Origin of the sequence: Mariniflexile sp. TRM1-10, assembly GCF_003425985.1 — a bacterium.
Lineage (GTDB): Bacteria > Bacteroidota > Bacteroidia > Flavobacteriales > Flavobacteriaceae > Mariniflexile.
Genome location: NZ_CP022985.1, coordinates 3,432,372 through 3,459,188, shown reverse-complemented (window position 1 = coordinate 3,459,188; position 26,817 = coordinate 3,432,372). Strand labels below are relative to the sequence as shown.

General features: G+C 33.4%; 19 protein-coding genes and 1 pseudogene. 8 read left to right on the top strand and 12 right to left on the bottom strand.

Features of this window, described 5'->3' with window-relative positions:
• Positions 1 to 74: 74 nt before the first annotated feature.
• The gene (locus CJ739_RS14600; protein WP_117176606.1) at positions 75 to 2,126 is read right to left on the bottom strand and encodes an HD family phosphohydrolase; all 2,052 of its coding nucleotides are present in this window, start codon (positions 2,124 to 2,126) and stop codon (positions 75 to 77) included.
• Between the two features lie 349 nt (positions 2,127 to 2,475).
• Here CJ739_RS14600 and CJ739_RS14595 point away from each other — a divergent pair, with 349 nt between their 5' ends.
• Positions 2,476 to 3,651: an acetyl-CoA C-acyltransferase gene (locus CJ739_RS14595; RefSeq protein ID WP_117176604.1), complete on the top strand. Its 1,176-nt coding sequence runs from the start codon at positions 2,476 to 2,478 to the stop codon at positions 3,649 to 3,651.
• Positions 3,652 to 3,774: 123 nt separating this feature from the next.
• The gene (locus CJ739_RS14590; protein ID WP_117176602.1) at positions 3,775 to 4,524 is read left to right on the top strand and encodes a C40 family peptidase; all 750 of its coding nucleotides are present in this window, start codon (positions 3,775 to 3,777) and stop codon (positions 4,522 to 4,524) included.
• A gap of 183 nt (positions 4,525 to 4,707) precedes the next feature.
• Here CJ739_RS14590 and CJ739_RS14585 read toward each other — a convergent pair whose 3' ends face one another.
• Both CJ739_RS14585 and gyrA read right to left on the bottom strand, forming a co-directional pair.
• On the bottom strand, positions 4,708 to 5,964 hold the full coding sequence (locus CJ739_RS14585; protein WP_117176600.1) for a tetratricopeptide repeat protein: 1,257 nt from the start codon (positions 5,962 to 5,964) through the stop codon (positions 4,708 to 4,710).
• Between the two features lie 16 nt (positions 5,965 to 5,980).
• Positions 5,981 to 8,557 (bottom strand): DNA gyrase subunit A, encoded by a 2,577-nt coding sequence (gene gyrA, locus CJ739_RS14580; RefSeq protein ID WP_117176598.1) that lies wholly within the window; start codon positions 8,555 to 8,557, stop codon positions 5,981 to 5,983.
• A gap of 357 nt (positions 8,558 to 8,914) precedes the next feature.
• Here gyrA and CJ739_RS14575 point away from each other — a divergent pair, with 357 nt between their 5' ends.
• A complete protein-coding gene (locus CJ739_RS14575; protein WP_117176596.1) occupies positions 8,915 to 11,461 on the top strand; it encodes an ATP-dependent Clp protease ATP-binding subunit in 2,547 nt (848 codons plus the stop codon).
• 274 nt (positions 11,462 to 11,735) lie between these two features.
• Here CJ739_RS14575 and CJ739_RS14570 read toward each other — a convergent pair whose 3' ends face one another.
• The gene (locus CJ739_RS14570; protein ID WP_117176594.1) at positions 11,736 to 12,221 is read right to left on the bottom strand and encodes an Lrp/AsnC family transcriptional regulator; all 486 of its coding nucleotides are present in this window, start codon (positions 12,219 to 12,221) and stop codon (positions 11,736 to 11,738) included.
• Positions 12,222 to 12,444: 223 nt separating this feature from the next.
• On the opposite strand from CJ739_RS14570, the gene metE reads away from it, so the two are divergent.
• Positions 12,445 to 14,748 carry a 5-methyltetrahydropteroyltriglutamate--homocysteine S-methyltransferase gene (gene metE, locus CJ739_RS14565; RefSeq protein WP_117176592.1) on the top strand — a complete coding sequence of 768 codons (2,304 nt, stop codon included), beginning with the start codon at positions 12,445 to 12,447 and terminating at the stop codon, positions 14,746 to 14,748.
• Between the two features lie 402 nt (positions 14,749 to 15,150).
• Here metE and CJ739_RS14560 read toward each other — a convergent pair whose 3' ends face one another.
• From CJ739_RS14560 to CJ739_RS14550, 3 genes are all read right to left on the bottom strand, one after another.
• Positions 15,151 to 16,161, bottom strand: coding sequence for a glycosyltransferase family protein (locus CJ739_RS14560; protein WP_117176590.1), 1,011 nt, complete (start codon positions 16,159 to 16,161; stop codon positions 15,151 to 15,153).
• Positions 16,162 to 16,200: 39 nt separating this feature from the next.
• Entirely contained in the window at positions 16,201 to 17,589 is a 1,389-nt protein-coding gene (locus tag CJ739_RS14555) for an MFS transporter (RefSeq protein ID WP_117176588.1), read from the bottom strand.
• 90 nt (positions 17,590 to 17,679) lie between these two features.
• Entirely contained in the window at positions 17,680 to 18,495 is an 816-nt protein-coding gene (locus CJ739_RS14550) for a M48 family metallopeptidase (RefSeq protein ID WP_117176586.1), read from the bottom strand.
• A 141-nt stretch (positions 18,496 to 18,636) separates the two neighbouring features.
• Here CJ739_RS14550 and msrB point away from each other — a divergent pair, with 141 nt between their 5' ends.
• Together msrB and CJ739_RS14540 are read left to right on the top strand one after the other, a co-directional pair.
• Positions 18,637 to 19,110, top strand: a complete 474-nt coding sequence (msrB, locus tag CJ739_RS14545) for a peptide-methionine (R)-S-oxide reductase MsrB (RefSeq protein ID WP_117176584.1) — start codon at positions 18,637 to 18,639, stop codon at positions 19,108 to 19,110.
• 120 nt (positions 19,111 to 19,230) lie between these two features.
• Positions 19,231 to 19,841: pseudogene (locus CJ739_RS14540) on the top strand (DUF1572 family protein).
• Positions 19,842 to 20,108: 267 nt separating this feature from the next.
• Here CJ739_RS14540 and CJ739_RS14535 read toward each other — a convergent pair.
• On the bottom strand, positions 20,109 to 21,392 hold the full coding sequence (locus CJ739_RS14535) for an NAD(P)/FAD-dependent oxidoreductase (RefSeq protein ID WP_117176582.1): 1,284 nt from the start codon (positions 21,390 to 21,392) through the stop codon (positions 20,109 to 20,111).
• Positions 21,393 to 21,507: 115 nt separating this feature from the next.
• Here CJ739_RS14535 and lpdA point away from each other — a divergent pair, with 115 nt between their 5' ends.
• Entirely contained in the window at positions 21,508 to 22,884 is a 1,377-nt protein-coding gene (gene lpdA / locus CJ739_RS14530) for a dihydrolipoyl dehydrogenase (protein WP_117176580.1), read from the top strand.
• A 129-nt stretch (positions 22,885 to 23,013) separates the two neighbouring features.
• Here lpdA and aroQ read toward each other — a convergent pair whose 3' ends face one another.
• From aroQ to CJ739_RS14510, 4 genes are all read right to left on the bottom strand, one after another.
• Positions 23,014 to 23,430, bottom strand: a complete 417-nt coding sequence (gene aroQ, locus CJ739_RS14525) for a type II 3-dehydroquinate dehydratase (protein ID WP_117176578.1) — start codon at positions 23,428 to 23,430, stop codon at positions 23,014 to 23,016.
• 76 nt (positions 23,431 to 23,506) lie between these two features.
• Complete coding sequence (locus tag CJ739_RS14520; RefSeq protein ID WP_117176575.1) at positions 23,507 to 24,040, bottom strand: hypothetical protein; 534 nt, start codon at positions 24,038 to 24,040, stop codon at positions 23,507 to 23,509.
• Positions 24,041 to 24,283: 243 nt separating this feature from the next.
• Positions 24,284 to 25,000, bottom strand: a complete 717-nt coding sequence (locus tag CJ739_RS14515; protein ID WP_117176573.1) for a hypothetical protein — start codon at positions 24,998 to 25,000, stop codon at positions 24,284 to 24,286.
• Positions 25,001 to 25,208: 208 nt separating this feature from the next.
• Entirely contained in the window at positions 25,209 to 25,688 is a 480-nt protein-coding gene (locus tag CJ739_RS14510; protein WP_117176571.1) for an outer membrane beta-barrel protein, read from the bottom strand.
• 224 nt (positions 25,689 to 25,912) lie between these two features.
• Here CJ739_RS14510 and xerD point away from each other — a divergent pair, with 224 nt between their 5' ends.
• On the top strand, positions 25,913 to 26,809 hold the full coding sequence (gene xerD, locus CJ739_RS14505) for a site-specific tyrosine recombinase XerD (RefSeq protein ID WP_117176569.1): 897 nt from the start codon (positions 25,913 to 25,915) through the stop codon (positions 26,807 to 26,809).
• The last annotated feature ends 8 nt before the right edge of the window (positions 26,810 to 26,817 follow it).

The window sequence follows — 26,817 nt, the reverse complement described above, 5'->3', positions numbered from 1 at the left end:
GCAATAAAATTGCGGTTGCAAATGTAATCGATACATTATAAGAACGCAACTATTTTATTCAATTTTTTTTAATATTATTCTGGGTACTCGATTCTTAAATGATAAATGTTTGCTAACTTGTGTTTTAGCACTTTTTTTATAGATTGGATTTCCTTAAAAGTAATATTGGCATTTAAAAATTGGCCGCCTTCAATTTGCTTATTTATAATATTTTCAACAAACGTATCAATTTTAGTAGATGTAGGGTCTTTTAAACTTTTTGACGCAGCTTCAACACTATCGCACATCATTAAAATAGCGGTTTCCTTACTAAATGGTTTAGGACCAGGATAACTGAAATCTAATTTATCTGCACCATCAAAATCATTTTTCTCTTGCATATAGAAATAATACACGACACTAGTTCCATGGTGGGTCCGAATAAAATCTATAACTCTATCAGGCAAATTATATTTCTTGGCTATTTCAATACCATCAATGACATGACCCGTAATTATTCTTGCACTTTCTTTAGATGATAGCTCATCGTGTGGATTGATTCCTGTAGATTGATTTTCAGTGAAATAGGTTGGGCTTTTCATTTTACCTATATCATGGTACAGAGCTCCTACCCTAACTAACATCGCATTTGCTCCTATTTCATTTGCTGAGGCTTCGGCAAGATTTGCTACATTTAATGAATGATGAAATGTACCAGGAGCTTTGTTTGAAAGTTCTTTTAATAATTTTGAATTGGTGTCGGACAATTCTAAAAGCGACACATCTGAAACCAATCCGAAAATCTTTTCATAAGCATAAATTAATGGTTGTACAAACAAGGTTGCGAGTCCACTTAAAACAAACCATATAAACATTTCCCATTCGATGGTTTCTACACTGCCTTCATGAATAACAAAAAATGCAAAATAAGCTACTATATATATTAGGGTTATTTGCCCTACTGAAATAAACAAATTAGCACGTTTATATAATTCTGAAACCGTTAAAATCGTTACGATACCTGCTATAATTTGAAGAAACATATATTCGTAACTATTAGGGACAATAAACCCTAAAAGCAATACCGTAATTACGTGCGCAAATAAACCCAAACGGGCATCAAAAAACGCTTTAAATATTAACGGCAAAATACAAATTGGCACTACATAAATAAATTTGGAATTATAGTTTACAACCAAGGTTGTAATAAATATCATTAAAAAGATATTAAAGAAAATAAAAGTGACTTTAGTGTTGTTTTCAAATACTTCTTCTTTTCTGTATTTTCTTAAAAACAAAAGCAACATTAATAAAGCTAATGAAACCAATAACGTATAAGCAAATATTATCCAATTATAGTTAGATTCACTCCAAACCTGAGACTCATATTCAGACTTTAACGACTTTAAAATCTGATACTTATCACCTTCAATTATTTCTCCTTTCGATATAATTAGAGTTTCCTTTTCAACACTCCCTCTGGTATGAGCAATTTTGTTTAATTCTTCTTGTTGCGCTTTTTCTGTAAACGATTTATCAAAGGTTAAATTAGGTTGAATAAGCTCAAAAAATAACGATACAAAATTAACTTTATAGGTAGTTAAATGGTGCTTTTGTAACACGCTGTTAATAACAGGTGTAACCGCATCTTGTTTTATTAAATCTGAAAAAAAACCGTCTTGTTTTTTTACACGCTCATCAAGGATGGCAATGGCTCTATCTTCTGAAAAATTATAACTTTCATTCAAAACACCAAAAGCATAAAACTCAGAGATTATTTCTTGCCCTACTTTATATAATTTATCTAAAGTTCTTTTTGGAATAGAATCAGAAAAAGCACTTTTAAATTTTTGCTTATATAACGTGTTTACTTTTGCTTCAACGGTGTTGTCAACAGCAAAATACAGAATGGAATTATCGATAATGGTTTGCTTTTCCGAAGCTATTTCATCATCAGATTTCTTTATAGCAAAATCAAAAGGTGCATATAAATTTTCAGATTGCCAAGGTTTTCCTTTTTCAAAATTGTATTTAAACTTCCCACTTTTTGGAAACAAATACACAATTAAAAAAGTAGTGCAAATAAACAACAGACCTTTATAAATTAAGGAATGGTTTCTGTAAAGTTTATTTATAAAGTCTTCCATTTAAAAAGCTAAGGAAAACCAAATGTAATAAAATTATAGGCCAATACCATTTTTTATAATGAACTCATCTTGACTTTTTTGATTGAAGCGAAAAATACCCTCTGCGCAAGCTGGCTCGTTCGCTAAAATAACCCACTGGGTTATTTTTATACGCTCCGTCCTCTTCCAGATTTTAGCTTTTTAGCACTTCATAGCTGCGCTACGGAGTAAAAAAACAGGTGAAATATGGGACAAAAAGATCATTTTACAGCCAATTGAAAAAATCAAGATGAGTTCAATAACAGAATCGCTCTAATTTCTACTAAAAAATCATTATTTTCGCATACACATTAAGTTTAATAATTATCTAATGAATAAAGAAGTAGTTATTGTTTCGGCCGTAAGAACACCTATTGGTAGTTTTATGGGCGCGCTTTCAACAATTCCCGCACCGCAACTGGGAGCCGTTGCAATAAAAGGCGCTTTAAACAAAATAAACTTAAAACCAGAATTGGTTGACGAAGTGTTAATGGGGAATGTAGTACAAGCAGGAACAGGACAAGCACCTGCAAGACAAGCTGCCATTTATGCAGGCATACCTAATACCGTTCCTTGCACCACTGTAAATAAAGTTTGTGCCTCTGGCATGAAAGCTATTGTACAAGCGGCGCAAAGTATTGCTTTAGGAGACGCCCATATTGTGGTTGCTGGCGGTATGGAAAACATGAGTTTGATTCCGCACTATTTATACGCTAGAACTGGTACAAAATTTGGACCTGCCTCTTTGATAGATGGCATGCAAAAAGACGGATTGGTAGATGCTTACGACCAAAATGCTATGGGTGTTTGCGCTGATGCTTGTGCTGCAGAATATAAATTTTCCCGTGAAGACCAAGATGCTTTTGCGATTCAATCATACAAACGTGCTGCGGCTGCTTGGGATGCCGGAAAATTTGATAATGAAATAGTACCTGTCGAAGTACCTCAACGACGCGGAGAACCCATTATAGTTAGCAAAGATGAAGAGTTCACTAATGTGATTTTAGATAAAATTCCACAATTGCGACCAGCCTTCTCAAAAGATGGTACCGTAACCGCTGCCAATGCCTCTACCATAAACGATGGTGCTGCTGCAGTGGTTTTAATGAGTAAAGAAAAAGCAAACGAACTTGGTTTAAAACCACTTGCCTCTATAAAAAGTTATGCCGATGCAGCCCACGAACCAGAATGGTTTACCACAGCACCCGCAAAAGCATTACCAAAAGCTTTAGATAAAGCAAGTATTAATATAAAAGACGTCGATTTTTTTGAGTTTAATGAAGCGTTTTCTGTTGTTGGATTAGCAAACATGAAAATCCTTGGGCTTAGCGATGCCAATGTAAACGTTAACGGTGGTGCGGTATCCCTTGGGCATCCACTTGGCTGCTCGGGTGCTAGAATCATTATCACATTACTGAATGTTTTACAACAAAACAATGCTAAAATCGGTGCAGCAGCTATTTGTAATGGCGGTGGCGGTGCATCTGCAATTATTATAGAACGCTAATTCATTTATTGTTTTTTATTGAATATTTATATGGTTTATTACTCTAATTTTTTGATCAAGAATATAAAGTTTAACGTGTTGTTGTATTTCAATATATAATTATCTAACAATCAATAATTATATATGCAATACGGAATTTGTAATTTAAGCATTGTACCCCTTAGGAACGAACCTACTGATACTAGCGAACTTGTTTCGCAAGTTTTATATGGTGATATTTTTAAAATATTAGAGCAACGTAAAAGCTGGAGCAAAATAAGACTTGATTTTGATAAATATGAAGGCTGGATTGACAACAAGCAGCTTTTAGAAATTACCGAAGAACAATACCAACAACTACATAAAGAAACCTTAAAACTTTCTATAGATTTGGTTGAATTTATTGAAGACAACAACCAACAATTACATCCCATTCTACTAGGTTCTTCCCTAAATGGCTTGTCCATTTTAAATCACAAACACGACGGCTCTGTAGTAGCAGGTAAAAAAGCCAAAGAAAACCTTATTAAAACCGCTTTTTTATATTTGAATTCGCCTTATTTATGGGGTGGAAAAACCCCTTTTGGTATTGATTGTTCGGGCTTTACACAAATGGTTTATAAACTTAATGGTTATAAATTATTACGAGATGCCTCACAACAAGCAACACAAGGCGACCCTTTAAGTTTTATTGAAGAAAGCGAACCTGGAGATTTAGCATTTTTTGATAACAACGAAGGTATTATTACCCATGTTGGCATTATTATGAGCGATAATTACATTATTCATGCACACGGAAAGGTTAGAATTGATAGATTAGACCACTCAGGCATTTATAATGTGGACAGTAAGAAACATACCCACAAACTTCGGGTTATTAAAAAAGTGATTTAAATATTTACGGTTAAAATCTTTTTGAATTTTATTTTTTCATAAAAAATATTCATACCATACGTTTTATATCATTTGATGAAACCTTTTAATAGTTCATCTTTTCTTCAAACGAAAAAACTAAAAATTACCTATAAAAAATGCCGCAAATTGCGGCATTTTATGTTAAATAAAGAAAATATCAAATTAGTTTGCTCCTTCTGCTTCTAAAGCATCTACTTTCGCTTTCATTTCTTTTTGCTTAGCAGTATCACCAAGAATACTATAAATATTCATTAATGTTTTTGCTGCACCCAAGTTTTTAGAATCGATTTCTAATGCTTTTGTTAAATAAGGAGCCGCATTTTTATATAAATCTTGACGTTGTGTTCTTAATTCGTCATAACGTAAATCGTCTTTTTTAGAACTGCCTAAACCGTTCATTTCTTTAATCATAGCTTCCTCTTTGGATAAAACTAAAGCTGCTAAATTTATATAAGCATTAGTATATTGTGGGTCTAATGCTATCGCTTTTTCATAATAAGCTTTTGCTTCTTCCGGTTGCCCAGACTCGGCTGCAATAACACCTAAATTATACTGTAATTCAGGATTGTTTGGATCCATTTGAGTCGCTTTTTCCAACAAAGCTTTAAACTCTTTCGTATTGCCTAATTTATAATGGATATTCGCTTCCGATAAAATTAAATTAACATCATCTGGACTTTCTGCTCTTGCTTCCTTCATGGCCGCTAAGGCTTTTTCATCGTCACCTTTGCTAATATAAATAAGCGCTACATTTTTTACAATTTCAGGTTTTTTAGACTCAGTCACTCGCTCTCCCGGGTCTTTATGGCTCTTCGCCTTAACATAAAGATCGCGTGTGTTTTTGTCTAAAATTTCTTCTTCTCCTGTTTCAACATTTGTTGCAAAATATTGTTTTTCAATACCTGTATAACCTAATTGCTTAAGTTCTTCATATAAATCTAGAGCCCTATCATATTCTTGAACATTCACAGCTGTTGCTGCTGCATAATATAGAAATAAAGTATCTTTTGTACTTAATCTATAGGCTTTTTCAAAATATTTAGAGGCTATTGAATAATCTTTACCTTCATAAGATTTATTTCCTTTAGTTAATATACCATTAACCATGGTTTGTTTTAATTCTGAAACCTCTGAAGCATATCCTTCTTTTACGTTTTCTAAACTTTTTAAAGCGGCATCAATATCGTCCATAGAGCCTGCACCGTCGGCATATAAAGCCTCAGCGTTTAAATAATAATATTGTGCTTTAAGTTTATCGTCCATAGAAGACATTAAAGCTTCTGCTTGTTTTAGAGCTGCCTTAGCTTCAGCATAGTTTTTTCCTTTTATAGCTTTTTCTACAGCTCTCAGTTCTTTTTTTTGTGCAAATGAAAATGCGCAAACCGAAAATGCCAAAGCTATGATAATCTGTTTCTTCATTTTAGTAATATTTATATTAATTTTCCGTATTGTTTTCTTCTAAACCGGTATCTAAGTTAGTATCAATAGTTGTGCCATCGTCTGTAACAGCAGTGTTTTCAATACCTTCTTCAGATCCATCTACTTCATCTTCATCGTGCATTACCTTAGCAACAGCAGCAATGGAATCGTTGTTTTTTAGATTGATTAATTTAACACCTTGGGTAGCTCTGCCCATCACCCTTAAATTTTTCACCTCTAATCTTATGGCTATTCCTGATTTATTGATAATCATTAAATCATCATTATCAGTAACATTTTTTATAGCAACTAATTTACCTGTTTTTTCTGTAATAGAAATGGTTTTCACACCTTTTCCTCCACGGTTCGTAATTCTATAAACAGGCTCTCCATCTTCTGGATCATCAATATATGTACGTTTTCCATAACCATTTTCTGAAACTACTAATACGGATTCTTCTTTCGGATTTTCAATAGTGACCATGCCTATTACTTCATCATTCTTGTCTGCAAGTGTAATACCTCTTACACCCGATGCACTACGACCCATTGGGCGTGTTTTGGCTTCCTCAAAGCGAATAGCCTTACCAGATTTAAGTGCCAACATGACTTGGCTCTCACCTGTAGTTAGTCTTGCTTCTAATAAAATATCGTCTTCTTTAATAGTAATAGCATTAATACCATTGGTTCTTGGACGTGAATATTGCTCTAAAGATGTCTTTTTAACCTGACCTTGTTTCGTAGCCATAATCACATAATGACTATTTATATATGCTTCATCTTTAAGATCTTGAGTACAAATAAATGCTTTTACGGTATCGTCTTGCTCAATATTTATTAAATTTTGAATGGCTCGACCTTTAGACGTTTTACTGCCTTCTGGAATTTCATAAACGCGCATCCAGAAACATTTTCCTTTTTGGGTAAAGAACAACATGTATTGGTGATTAGTCCCTACAAATAAATGCTCTAAGAAATCTTCATTTCTTGTGGTTGATGCTTTTTGACCAACCCCACCTCTATTCTGTGTTTTGTATTCAGATAACGACGTACGTTTAATATAGCCCGCATGTGAAATAGTAATCACTACTTTTTCATCAGGAATCATATCTTCAATACTTAAATCACCTCCTGCATATTCGATAGTTGAACGACGCTCATCGCCATATTTTTCTTTTACAACAGCTAATTCATCTTTAATAATCTCCATGCGACGCTCTTTTTTCTCTAAGATATCTTTTAAGTCGATGATGAGTTTCATGATGTCTTCATATTCAGAACGCAATTTATCTTGCTCTAAACCTGTAAGTTGGCGCAAACGCATCTCTACAATAGCTTTGGCCTGAATTTCTGAAAGTTCGAAACGTGTTATTAAGTTTTCTCTAGCTTCATCCGCATTTGCAGATGCTCTGATTATAGCAATGACTTCATCAATATTATCTGAAGCAATAATTAATCCTTCTAATATATGGGCACGCTCTTCTGCTTTACGCAACTCATAAGTAGTACGTCTTACAACAACTTCATGTCTGTGCTCAACAAAATAATGGATTAACTCTTTTAAGTTTAAAAGCTGTGGACGCCCTTTTACAAGTGCAATATTATTAACACTGAATGACGATTGTAGAGCTGTAAATTTGTAGAGTTTATTAAGAACGATGTTTGGTATCGCATCACGTTTTAAAACGTAAACAATACGCATCCCATTTCTATCCGATTCATCTCTAATGGTGGCAATACCTTCTAATTTTTTCTCATTTACCAAATCAGCAGTTTTTTTAATCATTTCTGCTTTATTAATTTGATAAGGTATTTCGGTTACAATAATACACTCACGCCCATGAACTTCTTCAATATTAGCTTTTCCACGTATTACAATTCTACCCCTACCTGTATGAAATGCTTCCTTAACACCATCGTACCCATAAATAGTACCTCCTGTTGGAAAATCCGGTGCTTTAACATGTTTAATTAACTCGTCTATTTCTATATCGTTATTTTCAATATATGCAATAGTTCCATTAACGACTTCCGTTAAATTATGGGGTGGCATATTGGTTGCCATACCTACCGCAATACCAGAAGCACCATTTACTAAAAGCCCCGGAATACGAGTTGGTAAAACAGTTGGTTCTTGTAAAGTATCGTCAAAATTTAATTTGTGGTCAACGGTTTCCTTGTCAATATCTGCCAACATGTCTTCCGATATCTTACGCATACGTGCCTCTGTATAACGCATAGCTGCAGGACTATCTCCATCTATAGAACCAAAGTTTCCTTGTCCGTCAATTAACATATATCGCAAACTCCATTCTTGAGCCATACGTACCATGGCATCATAAACCGATGTATCGCCATGTGGGTGGTATTTACCCAAAACTTCTCCAACTATTCTTGCCGACTTTTTGTGTGCGCCTGTTGCTCTAACCCCTAGTTCGTGCATGCCAAAAAGCACACGCCTATGAACTGGCTTCAACCCGTCTCTTACATCTGGTAAAGCACGTGACACAATGACCGACATTGAATAATCAATGTAAGCCGTTTTCATCTCATCTTCAATATTAATAGGGATCAATTTTTCTCCTTCTGCCATAAATAATTTAATTAAGTTTTATGAGTTTTTCAAAACATGCTAATATACGTATTTCAATAGTTATGGTAAATCATTATATACCATTTTTTCGTGTTTTTTTATTAACAATTATACCTGCTTTTTTCGTTAATAAATATGCTATGCAAAATTTTGATTTTATAAAGATTTTTTCGTCAATTAGCAACTTTCATATGTAAATATTAATTATTTTTTAAAAGTCATATGGTATCGCTTTGTTTTCTGTGGTGTTTTTTTTGCAAAAAACTTCTTGCTAATGGCGATTTCACATATTTTAAGGTATAGTTTTTGCCGTTGGTAAAATGTTTTAGTATTTTTAATGCAGAAAGGACACTAATTATGGATGATAATTTTTCCCCAAGAGTAAAAGATGTAATTGCTTATAGCAAAGAAGAAGCATTACGACTAGGTCACGATTTTATTGGGACAGAGCACTTAATGCTTGGGCTTTTACGTGATGGCGATGGTAAGGCTATAAATATTTTAAATGCGTTGGATGTAGATTTAAACCATCTAAGACGCAAAGTAGAAATATTAAGTCCTGCTAACCCAAATATTTCGGTAGCTTCAAATCAAAAAAAGAACCTACATCTTACTAGGCAAGCAGAACGCGCTTTAAAAACAACGTTTTTAGAAGCCAAACTATTTCAAAGCACTTCTATAAATACAGCCCATTTGTTGCTTTGTATTTTAAGAAATGAAAACGACCCCACTACCAAGCTTTTAAATAAGCTTAAAGTTGATTACGACAACGTTAAAGAACAATTCAAATTTATGATAACAAACGATAACGAATATATAGAACCAAAAGCAGAATCATTTCAAGATGATGATTCCCATACGGAAGACGATGCGTCAAAAGATATTTTTAATTCGCCAACGAGCAAAACAAACAAAAAGTCCAAAACACCTGTTTTAGATAATTTTGGCCGTGATTTAACAGTTCTTGCTGAAGAAGGTAAATTAGATCCTGTGGTTGGCAGGGAAAAAGAAATTGAACGGGTTTCTCAAATTTTAAGTAGAAGAAAGAAAAACAATCCGCTTTTAATTGGCGAGCCGGGTGTCGGCAAATCGGCCATCGCCGAAGGTTTGGCACTTCGAATTGTTAAACGAAAAGTTTCAAGAATTCTATTCAACAAACGTGTTGTTACGCTAGATCTGGCAAGTTTAGTTGCTGGAACCAAATACCGCGGACAGTTTGAAGAACGCATGAAAGCGGTTATGAATGAACTTGAAAAAAATAACGATGTTATTTTGTTTATCGACGAAATCCACACCATTGTTGGAGCTGGTGGCGCGACCGGCAGTTTAGACGCATCGAACATGTTCAAACCGGCCCTGGCACGTGGCGAAATCCAATGTATTGGTGCTACAACTTTAGATGAATACAGACAATATATTGAAAAAGACGGTGCTTTGGAACGTCGTTTTCAAAAGGTCATTGTTGAACCAACTACGGTTGCGGAAACTATTGAAATCCTCTACAATATTAAAGCAAAATATGAAGAGCATCACAACGTTGATTATACCCCTGAAGCTATTGAAGCTTGTGTGAAATTAACGAATCGTTATATGACGGAGCGTTTCCTTCCAGACAAAGCTATTGATGCTTTAGATGAAGCCGGATCGCGTGTTCATATCACAAATATTGAGGTGCCAAAACAAATTATTGAGCTTGAGAAACAACTTGAAACGGTAAAAGAAACAAAAAATTCGGTTGTTAAAAAGCAAAAATATGAGGAAGCCGCTAAACTTAGAGACGATGAAAAACGTCTTGAAAAAGAATTAGCCATAGCCCAAGAAAAATGGGAAGAAGACACCAAACAACATCGTGAAGTTGTTACCGAAGACAATGTTGCCGATGTCGTTTCAATGATGACGGGAATTCCTGTAAACAGAATTGCCCAAACCGAAATTAATAAATTGGCCGAGTTACCAAAACTTATTAAAGGTAAAGTTATTGGTCAAGATGATGCTGTTGCGAAGGTTGTAAAAGCTATTCAACGTAATCGTGCAGGACTTAAAGACCCTAACAAACCCATTGGTTCGTTTATATTTTTAGGTCAAACAGGCGTTGGTAAAACACAATTAGCAAAAGTATTATCTCGTGAATTATTTGACAGTGAAGATGCACTTGTTAGAATCGACATGAGTGAATATATGGAGAAATTTGCGATTTCAAGACTAGTTGGCGCACCTCCAGGATATGTTGGTTACGAAGAAGGCGGACAATTAACCGAAAAAGTAAGACGTAAACCTTATGCCGTAATTCTTTTGGATGAGATTGAAAAAGCGCATCCAGATGTGTTCAACATGTTGCTTCAAGTACTTGATGATGGGTATTTAACCGATAGCTTGGGAAGAAAAATTGACTTTAGAAATACCATTATCATTATGACTTCTAATATTGGAGCTCGTAAACTTAAAGATTTTGGTGCCGGTATTGGTTTTGGAACCGCTTCGCAAAAAGCACAAGAAGATGCCAATGCTAAAAGTGTTATTGAAAATGCCTTGAAAAAATCATTTGCTCCAGAGTTTTTAAATAGAATTGATGATGTGGTGGTGTTTAATCCTTTAGAAAAAGAAGACATCAATAAAATTATTGATATTGAACTTGGTAAACTTCTTTTAAGAATTAAGGATTTAGGCTATACTTTAAAACTTAGCGATAAAGCAAAAGATTTTATTGCTGATAAAGGCTTTGACAAACAATATGGTGCAAGACCGTTAAAAAGAGCTATTCAAAAATATATTGAAGATGCTTTAGCCGAAGAAATTATCACTTCACACGTTGAAGAAGGCGATAGTATTCATATTGATTTAGATGAAAAAGCTCAAGAACTAAAAATCAGTATTGAAAAGGCTGAAAAACCTGCTGAATCTTAAATAAAAACCTGTTCATAAAAAAGAGACAAAAAGTCTAGTTCTATGTCATCTTGAGCTTGTCGAAATAGTTTAATTATTGGTAATCAATATCGGTTTCGACAAGCTCAACCTGACAAACTAAGTTTAAAGGACTTTTTAGACAACCTCTTTTTGTGTCTTTATTTTCTTTAATTATTTTTTAAAATGAGACAAAGTGGCTCAACAGATTGATTTTAAACTACTATTTACAATATGTCTCCTTTTTACTTTACAACGTTTAAACTTTTCGACTTACTTAGATAGGTACCGAATACGAGTTTTTAATTTCTCCCATAACAAACGTGCTATGAGCACTTCCTATATTTTGCAAGCTTCCTAAATGATTTAAAACAAAATGTTGATACGATTTCATATCACTTACCAATATTTTCAGAAAAAAATCATAATCTCCAGAAATATTATAACATTCGGTGACTTCTTCCAATGAAAGAATGTCTTTTACAAATTGGTTCCCTATTTCTCTAGTATGTTCCTTTAACCTGATGTTACAAAAAACCATTAAACCTCTATTTAGCTTTTCAGCATCTAAAACGGCTATGTAATTTTTAATGTAACCAGCCTTTTCTAATTTTTTCACCCGTTCAAAAACTGGTGTTGTAGACAAATTCACCTTAGCAGCCAGCTCTTTGGTCGTTAAATTAGACTTAGATTGCAGCAATTTCAAGATGCGAACATCAATGTCGTCTAATGCTGTTACAGAATTATTTTCTTTAAAACTCATCATTTTTTATTTAAAAAGATTAAAAATCTGAAATAATAAACAAAAATAGCTAATATCACTAAATATATTGTTTAATTATGCTATTTTATTCTTTAAACATAATTTTGAATAGTTATTAAAACTAATACACAGTATGAAACATCCCTAAGAAAAAAGCTTCACACATGAAGATGGTTATAAAGGGTGTTTCATTTTACAATTAAAAAACTATAAACATAAAGAAATGAAAACCACCATTTTAGGGTACCCAAGAATTGGAAGCCAACGCGAACTTAAAAAAGCCAATGAAGCTTTTTGGTCTGGAAAAATTGACAAAAGTGAGTTATTAAAAACAGGCTCAGAGCTAAAAAAACAAAATTGGATCCAACAACAGGAACTTGGAATTGATTTAATTCCTTCAAACGATTTTTCTTTTTACGACCAAGTATTGGATGCATGCCTAACCTTCGGATGCATTCCCAAGCGTTATAAGAATTTTGATAAAAATAATTTTCTGGAATTGTACTTCGCCATGGCTAGAGGATATCAAAAAGATTATATAGATGTCACTGCTATGGAAATGACAAAATGGTTTGACACGAACTACCATTATATAGTACCTGAATTTGAAAAAGATCAAAATTTTGAATTCTTTTCTAAAAAAATTATTGACGAATACAAAGAAGCCTTAGCATTAGGCATCAAAACCAAACCTGTATTAATTGGACCAGTAACATTTTTGCTGTTGGGGAAAGAAAAAGCAGCCGGATTTGATAGAATCGACTTATTAGATAAATTACTTCCAGTTTACTTTGAAATTATAGAAGAATTAACAAATCTAGACGTTGAATATATACAATTTGACGAGCCTTGTTTAGCACTTAATCTTTCTGAAAAAGAACGTGAGGCCATAATAACTACTTACGAAACAATCCATGCTAAGTTTCCAAAATTAAAAATATACCTAGCCAATTATTTCGATTGTTATGGTGAAAATTTAGATACCGCACTTCAACTTCCAGTAGACACACTGCATTTAGATTTAGTAAGATGTCCATCACAGCTAGATGACATTTTAGAATCTAAAAATTATAATCCTAAAACTAAATTAGCATTAGGACTTGTAGATGGTAGAAATATTTGGAAAAATGATTTTGAAGCCTCTTTAAAAATCATTGAAAAAGCCACTAGTAGCATCCATCCTGAAAACATATGGATTTCAGCATCCTGTTCGCTATTGCATACGCCTTACGATTTAGATTTAGAAAACAATTTGCAATCAGAAATAAAACAATGGCTCGCCTTTACAAAACAAAAGTTAGAAGAAATAACCACACTTAAAGAACTTTCTGCTCCTAATAACGAAGCCTATTTGTCGCTTTTTGAAGAAAACAAACTAGCGAACTTAACCCGAAAAAGTTCTAAACTTATTCATAACAAAAACGTAAAAGAACGCATATCCAATCTTAAAGAGGCCGATAGCCATAGAGAAAACAACTTTTCAATTAGGCAAGCGAAACAAAAAGAAGCACTTAATTTACCCTTGTATCCAACTACAACTATTGGGTCTTTTCCACAAACCAAAGAAGTTAGAAGCTGGCGATTAAAATATAAAAAAGGCCTTCTATCACAAAACGACTATGATTCTTTAATAGCTAAAGAAATAGAAGACTCTATTCGTTTTCAAGAAGAAATAGGCTTAGACGTGCTTGTCCATGGCGAATTTGAACGCAATGATATGGTTGAATATTTTGGAGAAAAGCTAAACGGATTTGCCTTTAGTGACTACGGTTGGGTACAAAGCTACGGTAGCCGATGTGTAAAACCACCTATTTTGTTCGGCGATGTGTCTCGTGAAAAGCCAATGACAGTCAAATGGTCTACTTATGCACAAAGCTTAACCGGTATTCCTGTAAAAGGCATGTTAACAGGACCAGTAACCATATTGCAATGGTCATTTGTTAGAAACGACCAGCCCAGAGCAACCACTTGCAACCAAATAGCTTTGGCTATTAGAGATGAAGTTGTTGATCTTGAAAAAAATGGTTTAAAAATTATTCAAATAGACGAACCTGCTATTCGAGAAGGTTTATCACTAAGAAAAGAAGATTGGCAGCATTATTTAAATTGGGCAGTTAAGGCATTTAGAATTTCGGCAAGTGGTGTAAATGATGAAACACAAATTCATACACACATGTGTTATTCTGAATTTAATGATATTATTTCAAATATCGCCGATATGGATGCCGACGTTATCACTATTGAAACCTCACGCTCTGAAATGGAATTATTAAATGCCTTTGTAAACTTCAAATATCCTAATGAAATAGGTCCTGGTGTTTATGATATTCATTCTCCCCGAGTACCATCATTAGAAGAAATTGAGACCTTGTTAACCAAAGCCAAAAATGTTTTACCTAACCAACATATTTGGGTAAACCCTGATTGTGGATTAAAAACCAGAGATTGGCCAGAAACAAAAGAGGCTTTAAAAAACTTGGTCAAAGCAGCTAAAAATATGAGAAAAAGAGAATTGGAACACGTTTAATTAAGAACTCATCTTGACTTTTTTGATTGAAGCGAAAAATGTTCTTTACGTAAGCTGGCTCGTTCGCTAAAATAACCCACTGGGTTATTTTTATACGCTCCGCCCTGTTCCAGATTTTGACTTTTTAGCACTTCATAGCAGCGCTACGGAGTAAAAAAACAGGTGAGATATGGGGCGAAAAGATCATTTTGCAGCCAATTGAAAAAAGTCAAGATGAGTTCTAAAACAAAAGAGGCTGCCTTCTATGTTGAAAACCAAGCCTAGAAGTGATTATTTTTACTTTATAAAATAATTCCTGCTTTATAAAATAATTCCTACCAAAAATCCCACAACAAATGACGTTGTGGGATTATTTAGTTGTGGGATTATTTATTGATAAAAACAGCTATTTTTTAATTTTAATTAATCGAAATACTCATCATCTAATGAATAATCAAAAGTTCCTGTAACCGTAAAGGGACCTTGTTCAGTATTATCAGTTTCATCAACAAGCTTATATTCAAATTCAAACGTTCCCTGAATAACTCTTTCTACTAGACTAAATTTGTTAATTATTATTTCACCTGTTAAATCTTCTTTTGAAATATTATTAGGTATATCAAAAGTTAAATATGAATAATATATTTCAGGATTTGTGACATCTTCATATTTAGTATATAAAACAAAAGTTCCTTCTTTCCAATAAGCGCTGGGAATAAAAATATTAATCTCTTTAGTGTTTACTTCTATTGTTGTAGGGGTTGCATAAGTGTTATTCCCTTGCAATTCAATATAATCGTCATCTGAACGACTAAAAAAACCATTAAAACCAATTGCTTCGTGAAAAAGGAGGTAACTATTTGGTTTCAGATCATTAAACTGAACACCATTAATATTTGCCGTCATAAAAGCATGGCCATCAGTACTTCCTACACCTTCTATTGAACAATCCCCTAAATTATTAATAATTGATTGAATATTTCCATCTGTGTCTCCACAAGCAATAATTTTTGACTGAAGGGCTGTTTTATAAGCAACACATCGTTCTGCGTAATTTAAATCATTAGCAGTATCGAACGCTATTTTTGCATTATTAACATTAATCGTAATTGACTCACAATCATTTTGTTGATTATCTTCACCACAATCTAAAGAATTGATTACCATTTGTATAGTTTCATCAGTATCTCCACAAACAAAAATTTGGTCTTGTAATGCTTTTTTATAAGCATTACACTTTTCAACATAATTTGATTCTGTCGCTTTAGATAAATTTGTTATTGCATCTGCTGTATTTTGAATTGCTTCATCACATGTAATGGATAAATTAGAGTCATCTAGTATATCTCCTTCAAAAGGTTCAATATTACATGATGTGATTAAAGCTGTAAATAAGAAAACAGTAATAGATAAAATAGTTTTATAAAATTTCATTGAATATAAATTAATTATGAGCAAATATAAATGATTACATTAGTTTTCATACGTTTTCGGCACTCTAAACAATAAAATAATGCCTGCTAAAAAGAACAAAAACAAAAACAGAATACCATTTCGCATGCTCCCTGTAATTTGGTCTATGGAAGCAAAAATTATCATACCTATTACAATACCTATTTTTTCGGCAACATCATAAAAACTAAAATACGATGTTGTATCATCTGTTTCCGGTAAAAACTTGGAATAGGTTGATCTTGCTAAAGCTTGAATTCCCCCCATGACCAAACCTACCAAAGATGCTGCTATATAAAACTGTAAAGGTGTTTCCATAAAATAGGCATAAAAACACAAAGACATCCAAATAAAATTAACAGCAATTAAAGTCTTGATATTCCCAAATTTTGCTGAAGCTCTTGATGTCAAAACAGCTCCAACTACTGCGACTAACTGGATAATTAAGATACTGCCTATTAAACCTATTTTTTTTGCATCATCACCTCCCCAAGCTATTTCTTCTTCTCCAAAATAAACAGCAATTAACATAATGGTTTGAACCGCCATACTGAATACAAAAAAAGCATATAAATAGCGTTTCAATCTTAAATTTTGTTTTAATTCTTTCCAGACTAATCGTAGCTCTTTTAAACCATTAAAGACAATATCTCTCGTGACTTTATGCCTCGTAGAGGTTCCTTTTGGTAACCAATAAAATGAATATTGGCTAAATAATGCCCACCATAAACCCACTGTAATAAAAGAGATTTTCATAGCTTCAAAAGAAGCTGCATTTTTTGCACTCACTGTTGCTTCAATAATTTCAGCTTCTGTCCCATTTTCTCTTATAGCCTCTGATATGCTAATATCAAATCCAAAAATTTGAGGATAGAGCACCATTACTAAATTAACCATCAGTAAAATAACACTGCCAATATATCCAAGCGAAAATCCTTTGGCACTTACTCTATCTTGTTGTTCTTGAAAGGCAATATCCGGTAAATAGGAATTATAAAACACCAAACTTCCCCAATAACCAATTAATCCCATAAAGTAAAAAAGCAAACTGATATGAATTTTATCGGGTGTGATATCAAACCAATATAACCCAATACAACCTGCGCTTCCAACGTAACAAAAGAATTTTAAAAAGTTCTTTTTATTACCTACATAATCGGCGATACCCGATAGTATCGGAGAAGTAATGGCTACCACCAAAAATGTAAACGCCGTAACGAAAGTGATTAATGCGGTACTTTTAAACTCCATTCCAAAAGCATGGACCTTTTTTATTTCACTTAAAAATAATGCGGAATAAAATATGGGGAATATGGATGACGCAATGGTTAAGGTATAAACCGAGTTTGCCCAATCATAAAACGCCCAAGCATTGAGAAGTTTTTTGCTTCCCTTTTCTAATACTGCCATAAATAAAAAGCTGCTCTTTTATGAGCAGCTTCAAAGTAAGTAAATATTTTTGAATTTCGTCTTAAGAAACTATTATCTAAATGAAGTCACCTATCTAAATGAAGTCACCCCAAATTTGGCTGCTTCTGCTTTCGCTTTTGGTGCTAATGCAGTAAGATTAGCAATTCTTGAATCGTTTGAAGGGTGTGTACTTAATAATTCTGGTGGCGATTGTCCGTTACTTTGTGCACTCATACGTTTCCAAAGTTCTGCGGCTTCATCAGGATTATAACCTGCTATGGCCATAATATACAATCCTATTTTATCAGCCTCGGTTTCATGGGATCTACTAAAAGGCAGCATCACGCCTACTTGGGAACCTACGCCATAATATTGATTAAAAGCGTTTCTAGATTGCTCATCTTTAATAGCTATGTTTCCAGCGATGGCAACACCTTGTTGTACATAAGCAGCACTCATACGTTGTTGCCCGTGATTTGCCAAAGCATGAGCCACTTCATGTCCAATAATTGCTGCTAAACCCGTTTCGCCTTTCGCAATGGGTAAAATACCTGTATAAACAACTATTTTTCCTCCTGGCATACACCAAGCATTTACTGCTTTATCATCTACTAAATTATATTCCCATCTGTAATCGTTTAAATAACCCGTATAACCGTTTGCATTTAACCAACGTTCAGCAGCAACTGCAATTTTTTGCCCTACCCGAGCCACCATAGCTGCTTCCGGAGTACCTTTAATGACTTTGTTTTCAGATAAAAATTGGTCATATTGAGCAAAAGCAGTTGGAAATAACTGGGAATTTGGCACCAACGCCATTGTTTTTTTCCCTGTAAAAGGATTCGTTGCACACGAAACAATTAATCCTACTATTCCTAATATTATAAATGCATGTTTCAGTTTCATATTAATTTTTTTAATTATTCGATAAAAATACAAAAATTGTACCTTAATTTTTTTACACAATTTTATTTTTATTTTCTATGATTAGCATTTTATCCGAGCTGTTATGTTTCCTTATTAATTTCGACCAATTTTAAAAAACACATGAAAAAACTGATCATTTTCTGCACCGCATTCGTGTTATTTAATTGTAATGGCAATGCCCAAAAAGAAAACAAGAATACTTTTAAAGTATCTAAAACCGATGCCGAATGGAAAACTGAATTATCTGAAATGGCATATTATGTTTTACGTAAAGCAGGTACCGAGCCCGCGTTTTCAAGTCCATTAAATAAGAACTACAAAAAAGGCATTTATGTTTGTGCGGGATGTAACACACCTTTATTTAAAAGTGAACATAAATTTGACTCTGGTACGGGTTGGCCTAGTTTTGATAGGGAAATAAAAGGAAACGTTGCTTTTGGCACCGATACTAATTTAGGCTATTCGCGTAATGAAGAACACTGCGCTACCTGTGGCGGGCATTTAGGACATGTTTTTAATGATGGCCCACGACATACTACTGGAAAAAGACACTGTATAAATGGTGCGGCACTTAAATTTATTCCTGAACACTAAATTGTTTGTTGACAAGGCTTGGTCATTAGGATTTGGAATTTTAAATTTGACAATAAAATTTCTTGCAACAGACTATCCTCGCAGAGCCTTTGGGAAATTATTTAGATTAAATTTTAGAATATGGAAAGCTATTTAGTCAGTGTTATCAAGCAATTTGAATACTATAAAAATCTGGGTGACAAAACTTTTAGCCAATTGACTTTTGAAGAAATGCAATGGCAAAGTAATGAAGCTTCTAACTCCATTTCGGTTATTACAAAACATATTGTTGGCAATATGTTAAGCCGCTGGACCAATTTTTTAACCGAAGATGGCGAAAAAAACTGGCGTAACCGCGACTCGGAATTTGAAGACACATATACTTCAAAAGAGGATATGATAGCTTCGTGGGAAAGTGGTTGGTTTTGCTTGTTTAATGTTTTAAAATCTTTAAAAAATGAAGATCTGGAGCGCATTATTTACATTAGAAACGAAGGACATACTGTTATAGAAGCTATTAATAGGCAATTGGCCCATTACCCCTACCACATTGGACAAATCGTATTTTTAGGAAAACTTTTAAAAGATGAACATTGGCAATCTTTATCTATGAAGTGATTCAAACTTTTTCTTTTACCTGCAAACAAAAAGTTTAAATCACTTCTATACCAAAAGGGCATTCTTCAAAATATAATGAAGATAAATTCAGTAAAGAAAAAGGCAAACGTCATTTTACGGATGATTTAAGCTGAAAGAATTAATACCTGACAAAAATTGAAGGGTGTCACATTGAGATATCATTTTTATTCTAAAAAAAAGCCATATAAAATAACGTTTAGTTTGTCAGACTGGCTTGTCGTTTGTCAGACTGAGCCTGTCGAAGTCCCCATTTTAAAAACGCCATTGGTAGTATTATCGAAAATGAAAATATCTTTTATTTGAAGATAAAAGCGTAGCTTAAGAAAGGCTCAGACTCACATCTGAATATGTTTGTTTTTTTGTCATGTACTAAAAAAAGACTATTTTTTTAAATGCCTTTTATAAGGCCTTATAATCAATCTAGCTTCTCTATCAAACCTGATATAATTATACACCCAATTTATAAAAACCACCATGCGGTTTCTAAAACCTATTAAGAAAAAAAGGTGGACAAACATCCAAACATACCAAGCAAAAACCCCTTGGAATTTAAATTTAGGTAAATCGACCACCGCTTTATTCCGCCCAATGGTTGCCATCGCTCCTTTGTCTTTATAAACAAAAGGAATCATTGGCTTTTTTTCAATGAGCCTAACCATGTTTTCACCCAATTGTTTTCCTTGTTGAATAGCTGGTTGTGCCATCATGGGCAACCCACTAGGGCATTCATTAGTAACCATATAAGCAATATCGCCAACTGCAAAAATATGATTAAACCCTTTTACTTGGCTAAATTCATTCACTAAAAGTCGTTCACCTATAGTCACAAAATCACCTGCATCTAACCCTTTTATAGCAGCGCCTTTTACGCCTGCTGCCCAAACCAAGGTGGCGGTTTCAAACGTTAAATCGGTATTGGTTGTTACTGTTTTACCATCATAATTGGTTACTCTTACATTTTTCCATATGTTAACCCCGAGTTTTTCTAAAAAATCTTCAGCTTTTTGAGATGCCTTATCACTCATACCTTTTAAAATACAATCGCTGGATTGAACGATATGAATTTGCGCCAAACGTGTATCCAAATCAGGATAATCTTTAGGCAAGATGCCTTTTTTAATTTCCGCTAAAGCACCAGCTAACTCTACACCTGTTGGTCCGCCACCTACTATTACAAAATTCATTAAAGCATTCCGTTCGTTTAAATCGGAAGTCAATAGGGCTTCTTCAAAATTTTCTAATATTAAGCTTCTCAAATTGAGCGATTGTGGTATGGTTTTCATTGCCATACTGTTCTTTTCAATTTCAGAATTTCCAAAATAGTTTGTTTCAGACCCTGATGCTACAACCAAATAGTCGAATTTAAGTGCCCCAATATCTGTTATCACTTTATTTTCAAGGGTGTTTATTTCTTCAACATTTGCCAATCTGAAATGAAAATTAGGAAAATCCTTCAATATTTTCCTGATAGGATATGCAATGGAATCGGGTTCCAAACCACCTGTAGACACTTGATAAAGAAGCGGTTGAAACGTATGATAATTATTTTTATCAAGCAAAACCACTTGTACTTCTTGCTTTGCTAGCTCTTTTGCCAACGAAACACCAGCAAAACCACCGCCTATAATTACGATGCGGGGGAAACTAGTTCTTGATATATTCATAAGGTAAATCTTAAAACAAAGGTAATATAAAGATATAAATTTATAGACTTCTAAATTCTTTATTCGAATTAGGTTTCGTAAATTCGTAGCCTGAAATAACGATTAAAAAAATCTCATGAGTAAATACGATATTATTGTTCTTGGAAGTGGCCCTGGAGGTTATGTTACAGCTATTAGAGCATCCCAACTAGGTTTTAAAACCGCTGTTATTGAAAAAGAAAACCTTGGGGGTGTATGTTTAAACTGGGGATGTATCCCAACTAAAGCGTTGTTAAAATCCGCTCAAGTATTTGAGTATCTTAAACATGCTGGTGATTATGGCTTATCCGTTAAAGATTATGACAAAGATTTTAACGCTGTTGTAAGCCGTAGCCGTGGTGTTGCCGATGGTATGAGCAAAGGGGTTCAGTTTTTAATGAAAAAGAACAAAATAGACGTTATTAAGGGTTACGGTAAACTTAAACCAGGAAAAAAGGTTGATGTTGACGGAACAGAATACAGTGCAGACCATATTATAATTGCTACCGGAGCGCGTTCTCGCGAATTACCAAGCTTACCACAAGATGGTAAAAAGGTCATTGGATACAGAGAAGCGATGAGCTTAGCAAACCAACCTAAAAAAATGATTGTAGTAGGTTCTGGGGCTATTGGCGTTGAATTCGCTTATTTCTACAACTCTATGGGCACCGAAGTAACCATCGTGGAATTTTTACCAAACGTGGTGCCTGTTGAAGATGAAGACGTATCAAAACAATTAGAAAAATCTTTTAAGAAAAGTGGTATTAATATTATGACTTCTGCCGAAGTTACCAAGGTAGACACATCTGGCAAAGGTGTTAAAGCTACCGTTAAAACTAGCAAAGGCGAAGAAGTTTTAGAAGCCGATATTATTTTATCTGCTGTTGGCATCAAAACAAACATTGAAAACATTGGCTTAGAAGATGTTGGAATTGTTGTTGATAGAGATAAAATTTTAGTAAACAACTTTTACCAAACCAACATTCCTGGATACTACGCTATTGGCGATGTAACACCTGGTCAAGCTTTAGCACATGTTGCTTCGGCTGAAGGTATTTTATGTGTTGAAAAAATTGCAGGACAACATGTAGAAGCGTTAGATTACGGAAACATCCCAGGTTGTACCTATTGTTCTCCAGAAATTGCAAGTGTTGGTTTAACCGAAAAACAAGCTAAAGAAAAAGGATTTGACATTAAAGTTGGCAAATTCCCGTTCTCTGCTTCTGGTAAAGCAAGTGCTGGTGGTAACAAAGAAGGTTTTGTAAAAGTAATTTTTGATGCTAAATATGGTGAATGGTTAGGTTGCCACATGATTGGAGCTGGTGTAACCGATATGATTGCTGAAGCTGTTTTAGGAAGAAAATTAGAAACTACAGGACATGAAGTATTAAAAGCAGTGCATCCGCATCCAACGATGAGTGAAGCGGTTATGGAAGCTGTTGCCGATGCTTATGGGGAAGTGATTCACTTGTAGACTTCTTAGGTTGTTAGACTTATTAGAAATGCTAGATAACAAAAAAAGTTCCGATTTTACGGAACTTTTTTTTGTCTAAAATATGCTTGAGCAAACTTCTAAAAATCTATTTATCTAAAAGGAACGAGTCTAAAGAAAACTTTGAATAGCCAATTCATAACTCTGTAAACCAAAACCGAGAATAACACCTTTAGCATTAGGTGATATATACGATTGATGTCTAAATTCTTCTCTACCAAATGTGTTGGAAATATGAACTTCAACCACAGGTGTTTCAATACCTTTAACAGCATCACCAATACCAATAGAGGTATGCGTATAAGCACCTGCATTTAAGATAATTCCATCAAAAGCAAAACCTACTTCGTGTAGTTTGTCAATGAGTACACCTTCAATATTAGATTGAAAGTAATCTATTTGAACCGTTGGATATTTACCTTTTATTTCTTCTAAAAACTCGGTAAATGATAAACTGCCATAAATTGCTGGTTCACGTTTACCTAACAAATTTAAGTTGGGACCGTTGATGATGATTAGTTTTTTCATAAGGTAAATATATTAAAAATTAGGCATAAAAAAACCGAAGGTGTTAGCTTCGGTTTTATAAAATTTTATTTTCTAATTAGAAGTGTAAAGCAAATCCAACACGGAATTCAAATATACCTTCATCTGTAAAATCTTCATTTAAAGATAAGTTATATCTTAAACCTGGTTCTATACTTACATTATCTCCTAAAAAGATAGCATAACCACCCTGTAGACCTAACCATAGTGGATTTTCGTCAAAACCGTCAACACTAGATCCTGTAAAATCAACTTGAACAGGAATCATACTCGATATATAATACTTAGCTCCTAATTTATAAGAAAAAGCAGATTCTCCAGCGAAATCAGCATAACCAAGACCTACTTTAACAGCTAAATCATCCATTACAAAATAACCTCCTTCAGCACCAATTGCCCAAAGAGTTTCTCCATTAATTGATGTCAAACCAAAACCGGTATTAGCAGAATGTCCATAAAGACCTCCGCCTCCACCAAATCCAGTGTTAGCTTCTATTAACCATTTTCCTTTAGATGTTTGACCTCCATCTTGAGCATTCACATTACTCATTGCGAAAACCGCAATAACAGCACTCAATAATAATTTTTTCATAATAAATTTGGTTTAATTGTTTTAAATTATTCGGCAAACATAATAGCAATCCATTAATTAAACAAGAAAAAAATTATTTATATCATACTTTTTTTCTTTCTTAAAAATTTTTTAATCGATAAAAAACTCACATTCAACTGATTAATTCATTTTTTTTCAATAAAAAAGGAGCAGTTAATTAGCTGCTCCCTTTTCATAAAAATAGGGCATAAAAAAACCGAAGGTGTTAGCTTCGGTTTTATATTATTGAAACTTAACTATTACTCTATTTGATCTATTATCTGCATTTAAAAAAAAGGACCCTGGATACCTTATATCTGATAATTTAACATATTTAACCTGACTAAGGTTTGGCTCATTAACATTAATATCATGATTAGTTATTTTTATTGGGTAGGACTCCGGTAATAAAGTTAGTTGAACTTCAGACCATCCCTCTAATTTAATAGAAGATACTTTTCCGCGCAAATTTATAATACCTCCACTTCCTATATTATTAATATAGTTTCTATAAATGGATTCGAATTCTTTCATATAATAATTAACAGAAGAGTTAAGCACAAATTCTGAATAATCACTACCAGAATAATCATTGTTATCATAAAAAGTAACACGTGACACAAGGCCTAAAACCTTATTTGTTGCCTTTGGTGAAATAGATTTACTTTGAACAGCTGTTTGAACTTCATTTAATACAACATCATATGGTTTTCCTTTACCATTAAAAACAAATGCAATTTTGTTTTCTTTAGAAATGTCTTCAATTTTTTTTGAAAATAAATTAAAATTTTCATCTTGAATTATTTCATCATTTTCTTCATATGATAATTTTAATTGAGTTCCATCTGGAAAAGTCCACATATCATAAGAAGCTTTTGATAAATTTTTATCGGTTAAGATACTCTCATCATTAGAGCAAGAAATTAAACTTAATAAAGTCACAATAAATATTTTTTTCATAATAAACTTGGTTTAATTGATTTTTAAATATTAAGTAAATATAGTATTAATTCACAAAAAACAAGAAAAAATTTATTTTTATCATATGCTTTTTCTTTCTTTTTAAACTTTTTTTTATAAAAACTCACATTCAACTGATTAATTCATTTCTTTTTAATAAAAAAGGAGCAGTTAATTAGCTGCCCCTTTTCATAAATATACTTTTAAATTACAATCCAAATTCAATTCCTAAGTTTACAGAGCTAAATGTACCTCCATCTACACTTACACCTTTGTAAGCTAAAACAATATCTAAAGATTCACTAACACCGTATTGTACTTTTGGTGCATAATAAAAACCACCATCGTTTCCACTAGGACTGATTCCTATTGCATAACCTAAATCTGCACCAATAGTAAAATCTTCTGAAAGATTAAAACGTCCTGCTGCTGCAATTGGTAAGAATCCTGCATCGTCAACTCCAAGGTCGGAATCTCCAAGATAATGAGAGTATCCAGCAGAAAGACCAGCATCAAATCCTTCTGATACATTCCATAAGTAATTTGCTTCCACTCCAATGTTTAACGTGTAGGCGTCTTCAATATCACCCAAAGGCAATCCAACATTTAATCCAGCGTTAAATTCTTGAGCATTAACAGTAGCAATTGATAAAATCGCAAAAAGTGGCAATAAAAATAGTTTTTTCATAATTTAAATTGTTTTAATTGGTTTATACGCAAATTAAATGCTTTTTTTTAGAATTTTTAATATAATTATTTACGTTATTAACAATTTTATTAACAAAAATTCATAAAAAATTAAAAATCAGTTAATTACAATCAAATTATTAAAAACAATTAATAAGGAAAACTGGTATAATTACGTATGCATTATACTATTTATATTATAAAATTTACGCTATTTTTACGGATATGAAATGGCAAAACGCACTAAAAGACTATCAATTATATTTAAAGATTGAACGTGGTTTATCTAAAAATTCTATCGAAAACTACAGCCTTGATGTTGCTAAATTGATTTCTTATTTAGACAGCCATCACATCAACGAGTCTCCCATTTCCATATCAACGGAAACCATACAGCAATTTATTTATGAAACGGCAAAAACAATCAATACACGTTCTCAATCACGATTAATATCCGGTTTACGCAGTTTTTTTAACTATTTGGTGTTTGAAGATTATATAGCTTCAAACCCTTTAGAACTTATTGAATCTCCTAAAATAGGGCGCAAATTACCCGATACGCTTTCTGAAAAAGAAATTGATGACCTAATTAATGCTATTGATTTAAGCAAACCCGAGGGCGAGCGCAATCGGGCCATGCTAGAAACTTTATATGGCTGTGGATTGCGAGTCAGCGAACTTATTAATCTTAAAATATCAGATTTGTTTTTTGAGGAAGGTTTTATTAAAGTAACAGGCAAGGGCGATAAACAACGATTTGTTCCTATAATAGATATTACCCAAAAATACATCAATATATACCGAAGTGAAATCCGCAATCACATGATCATTAAAAATGGCTTTGAAGATACTTTGTTCTTAAACCGTAGAGGCAAACAACTAACACGAGCGATGGTTTTTACTATTATAAAACAATTGGCTGAAAAAATCGGACTCAAGAAAAGTATTTCCCCACACACGTTTAGACATTCGTTTGCCACACATCTTTTAAAAAACAAAGCCGATTTAAGGTCCATTCAGCTAATGCTTGGCCATGAAAGTATCACCACTACCGAAATTTACGTACATCTGGATAAAAGTCATTTAACTGAGATTGTAGAACGGTTTCATCCTAGGAGGTAGTTAGACAG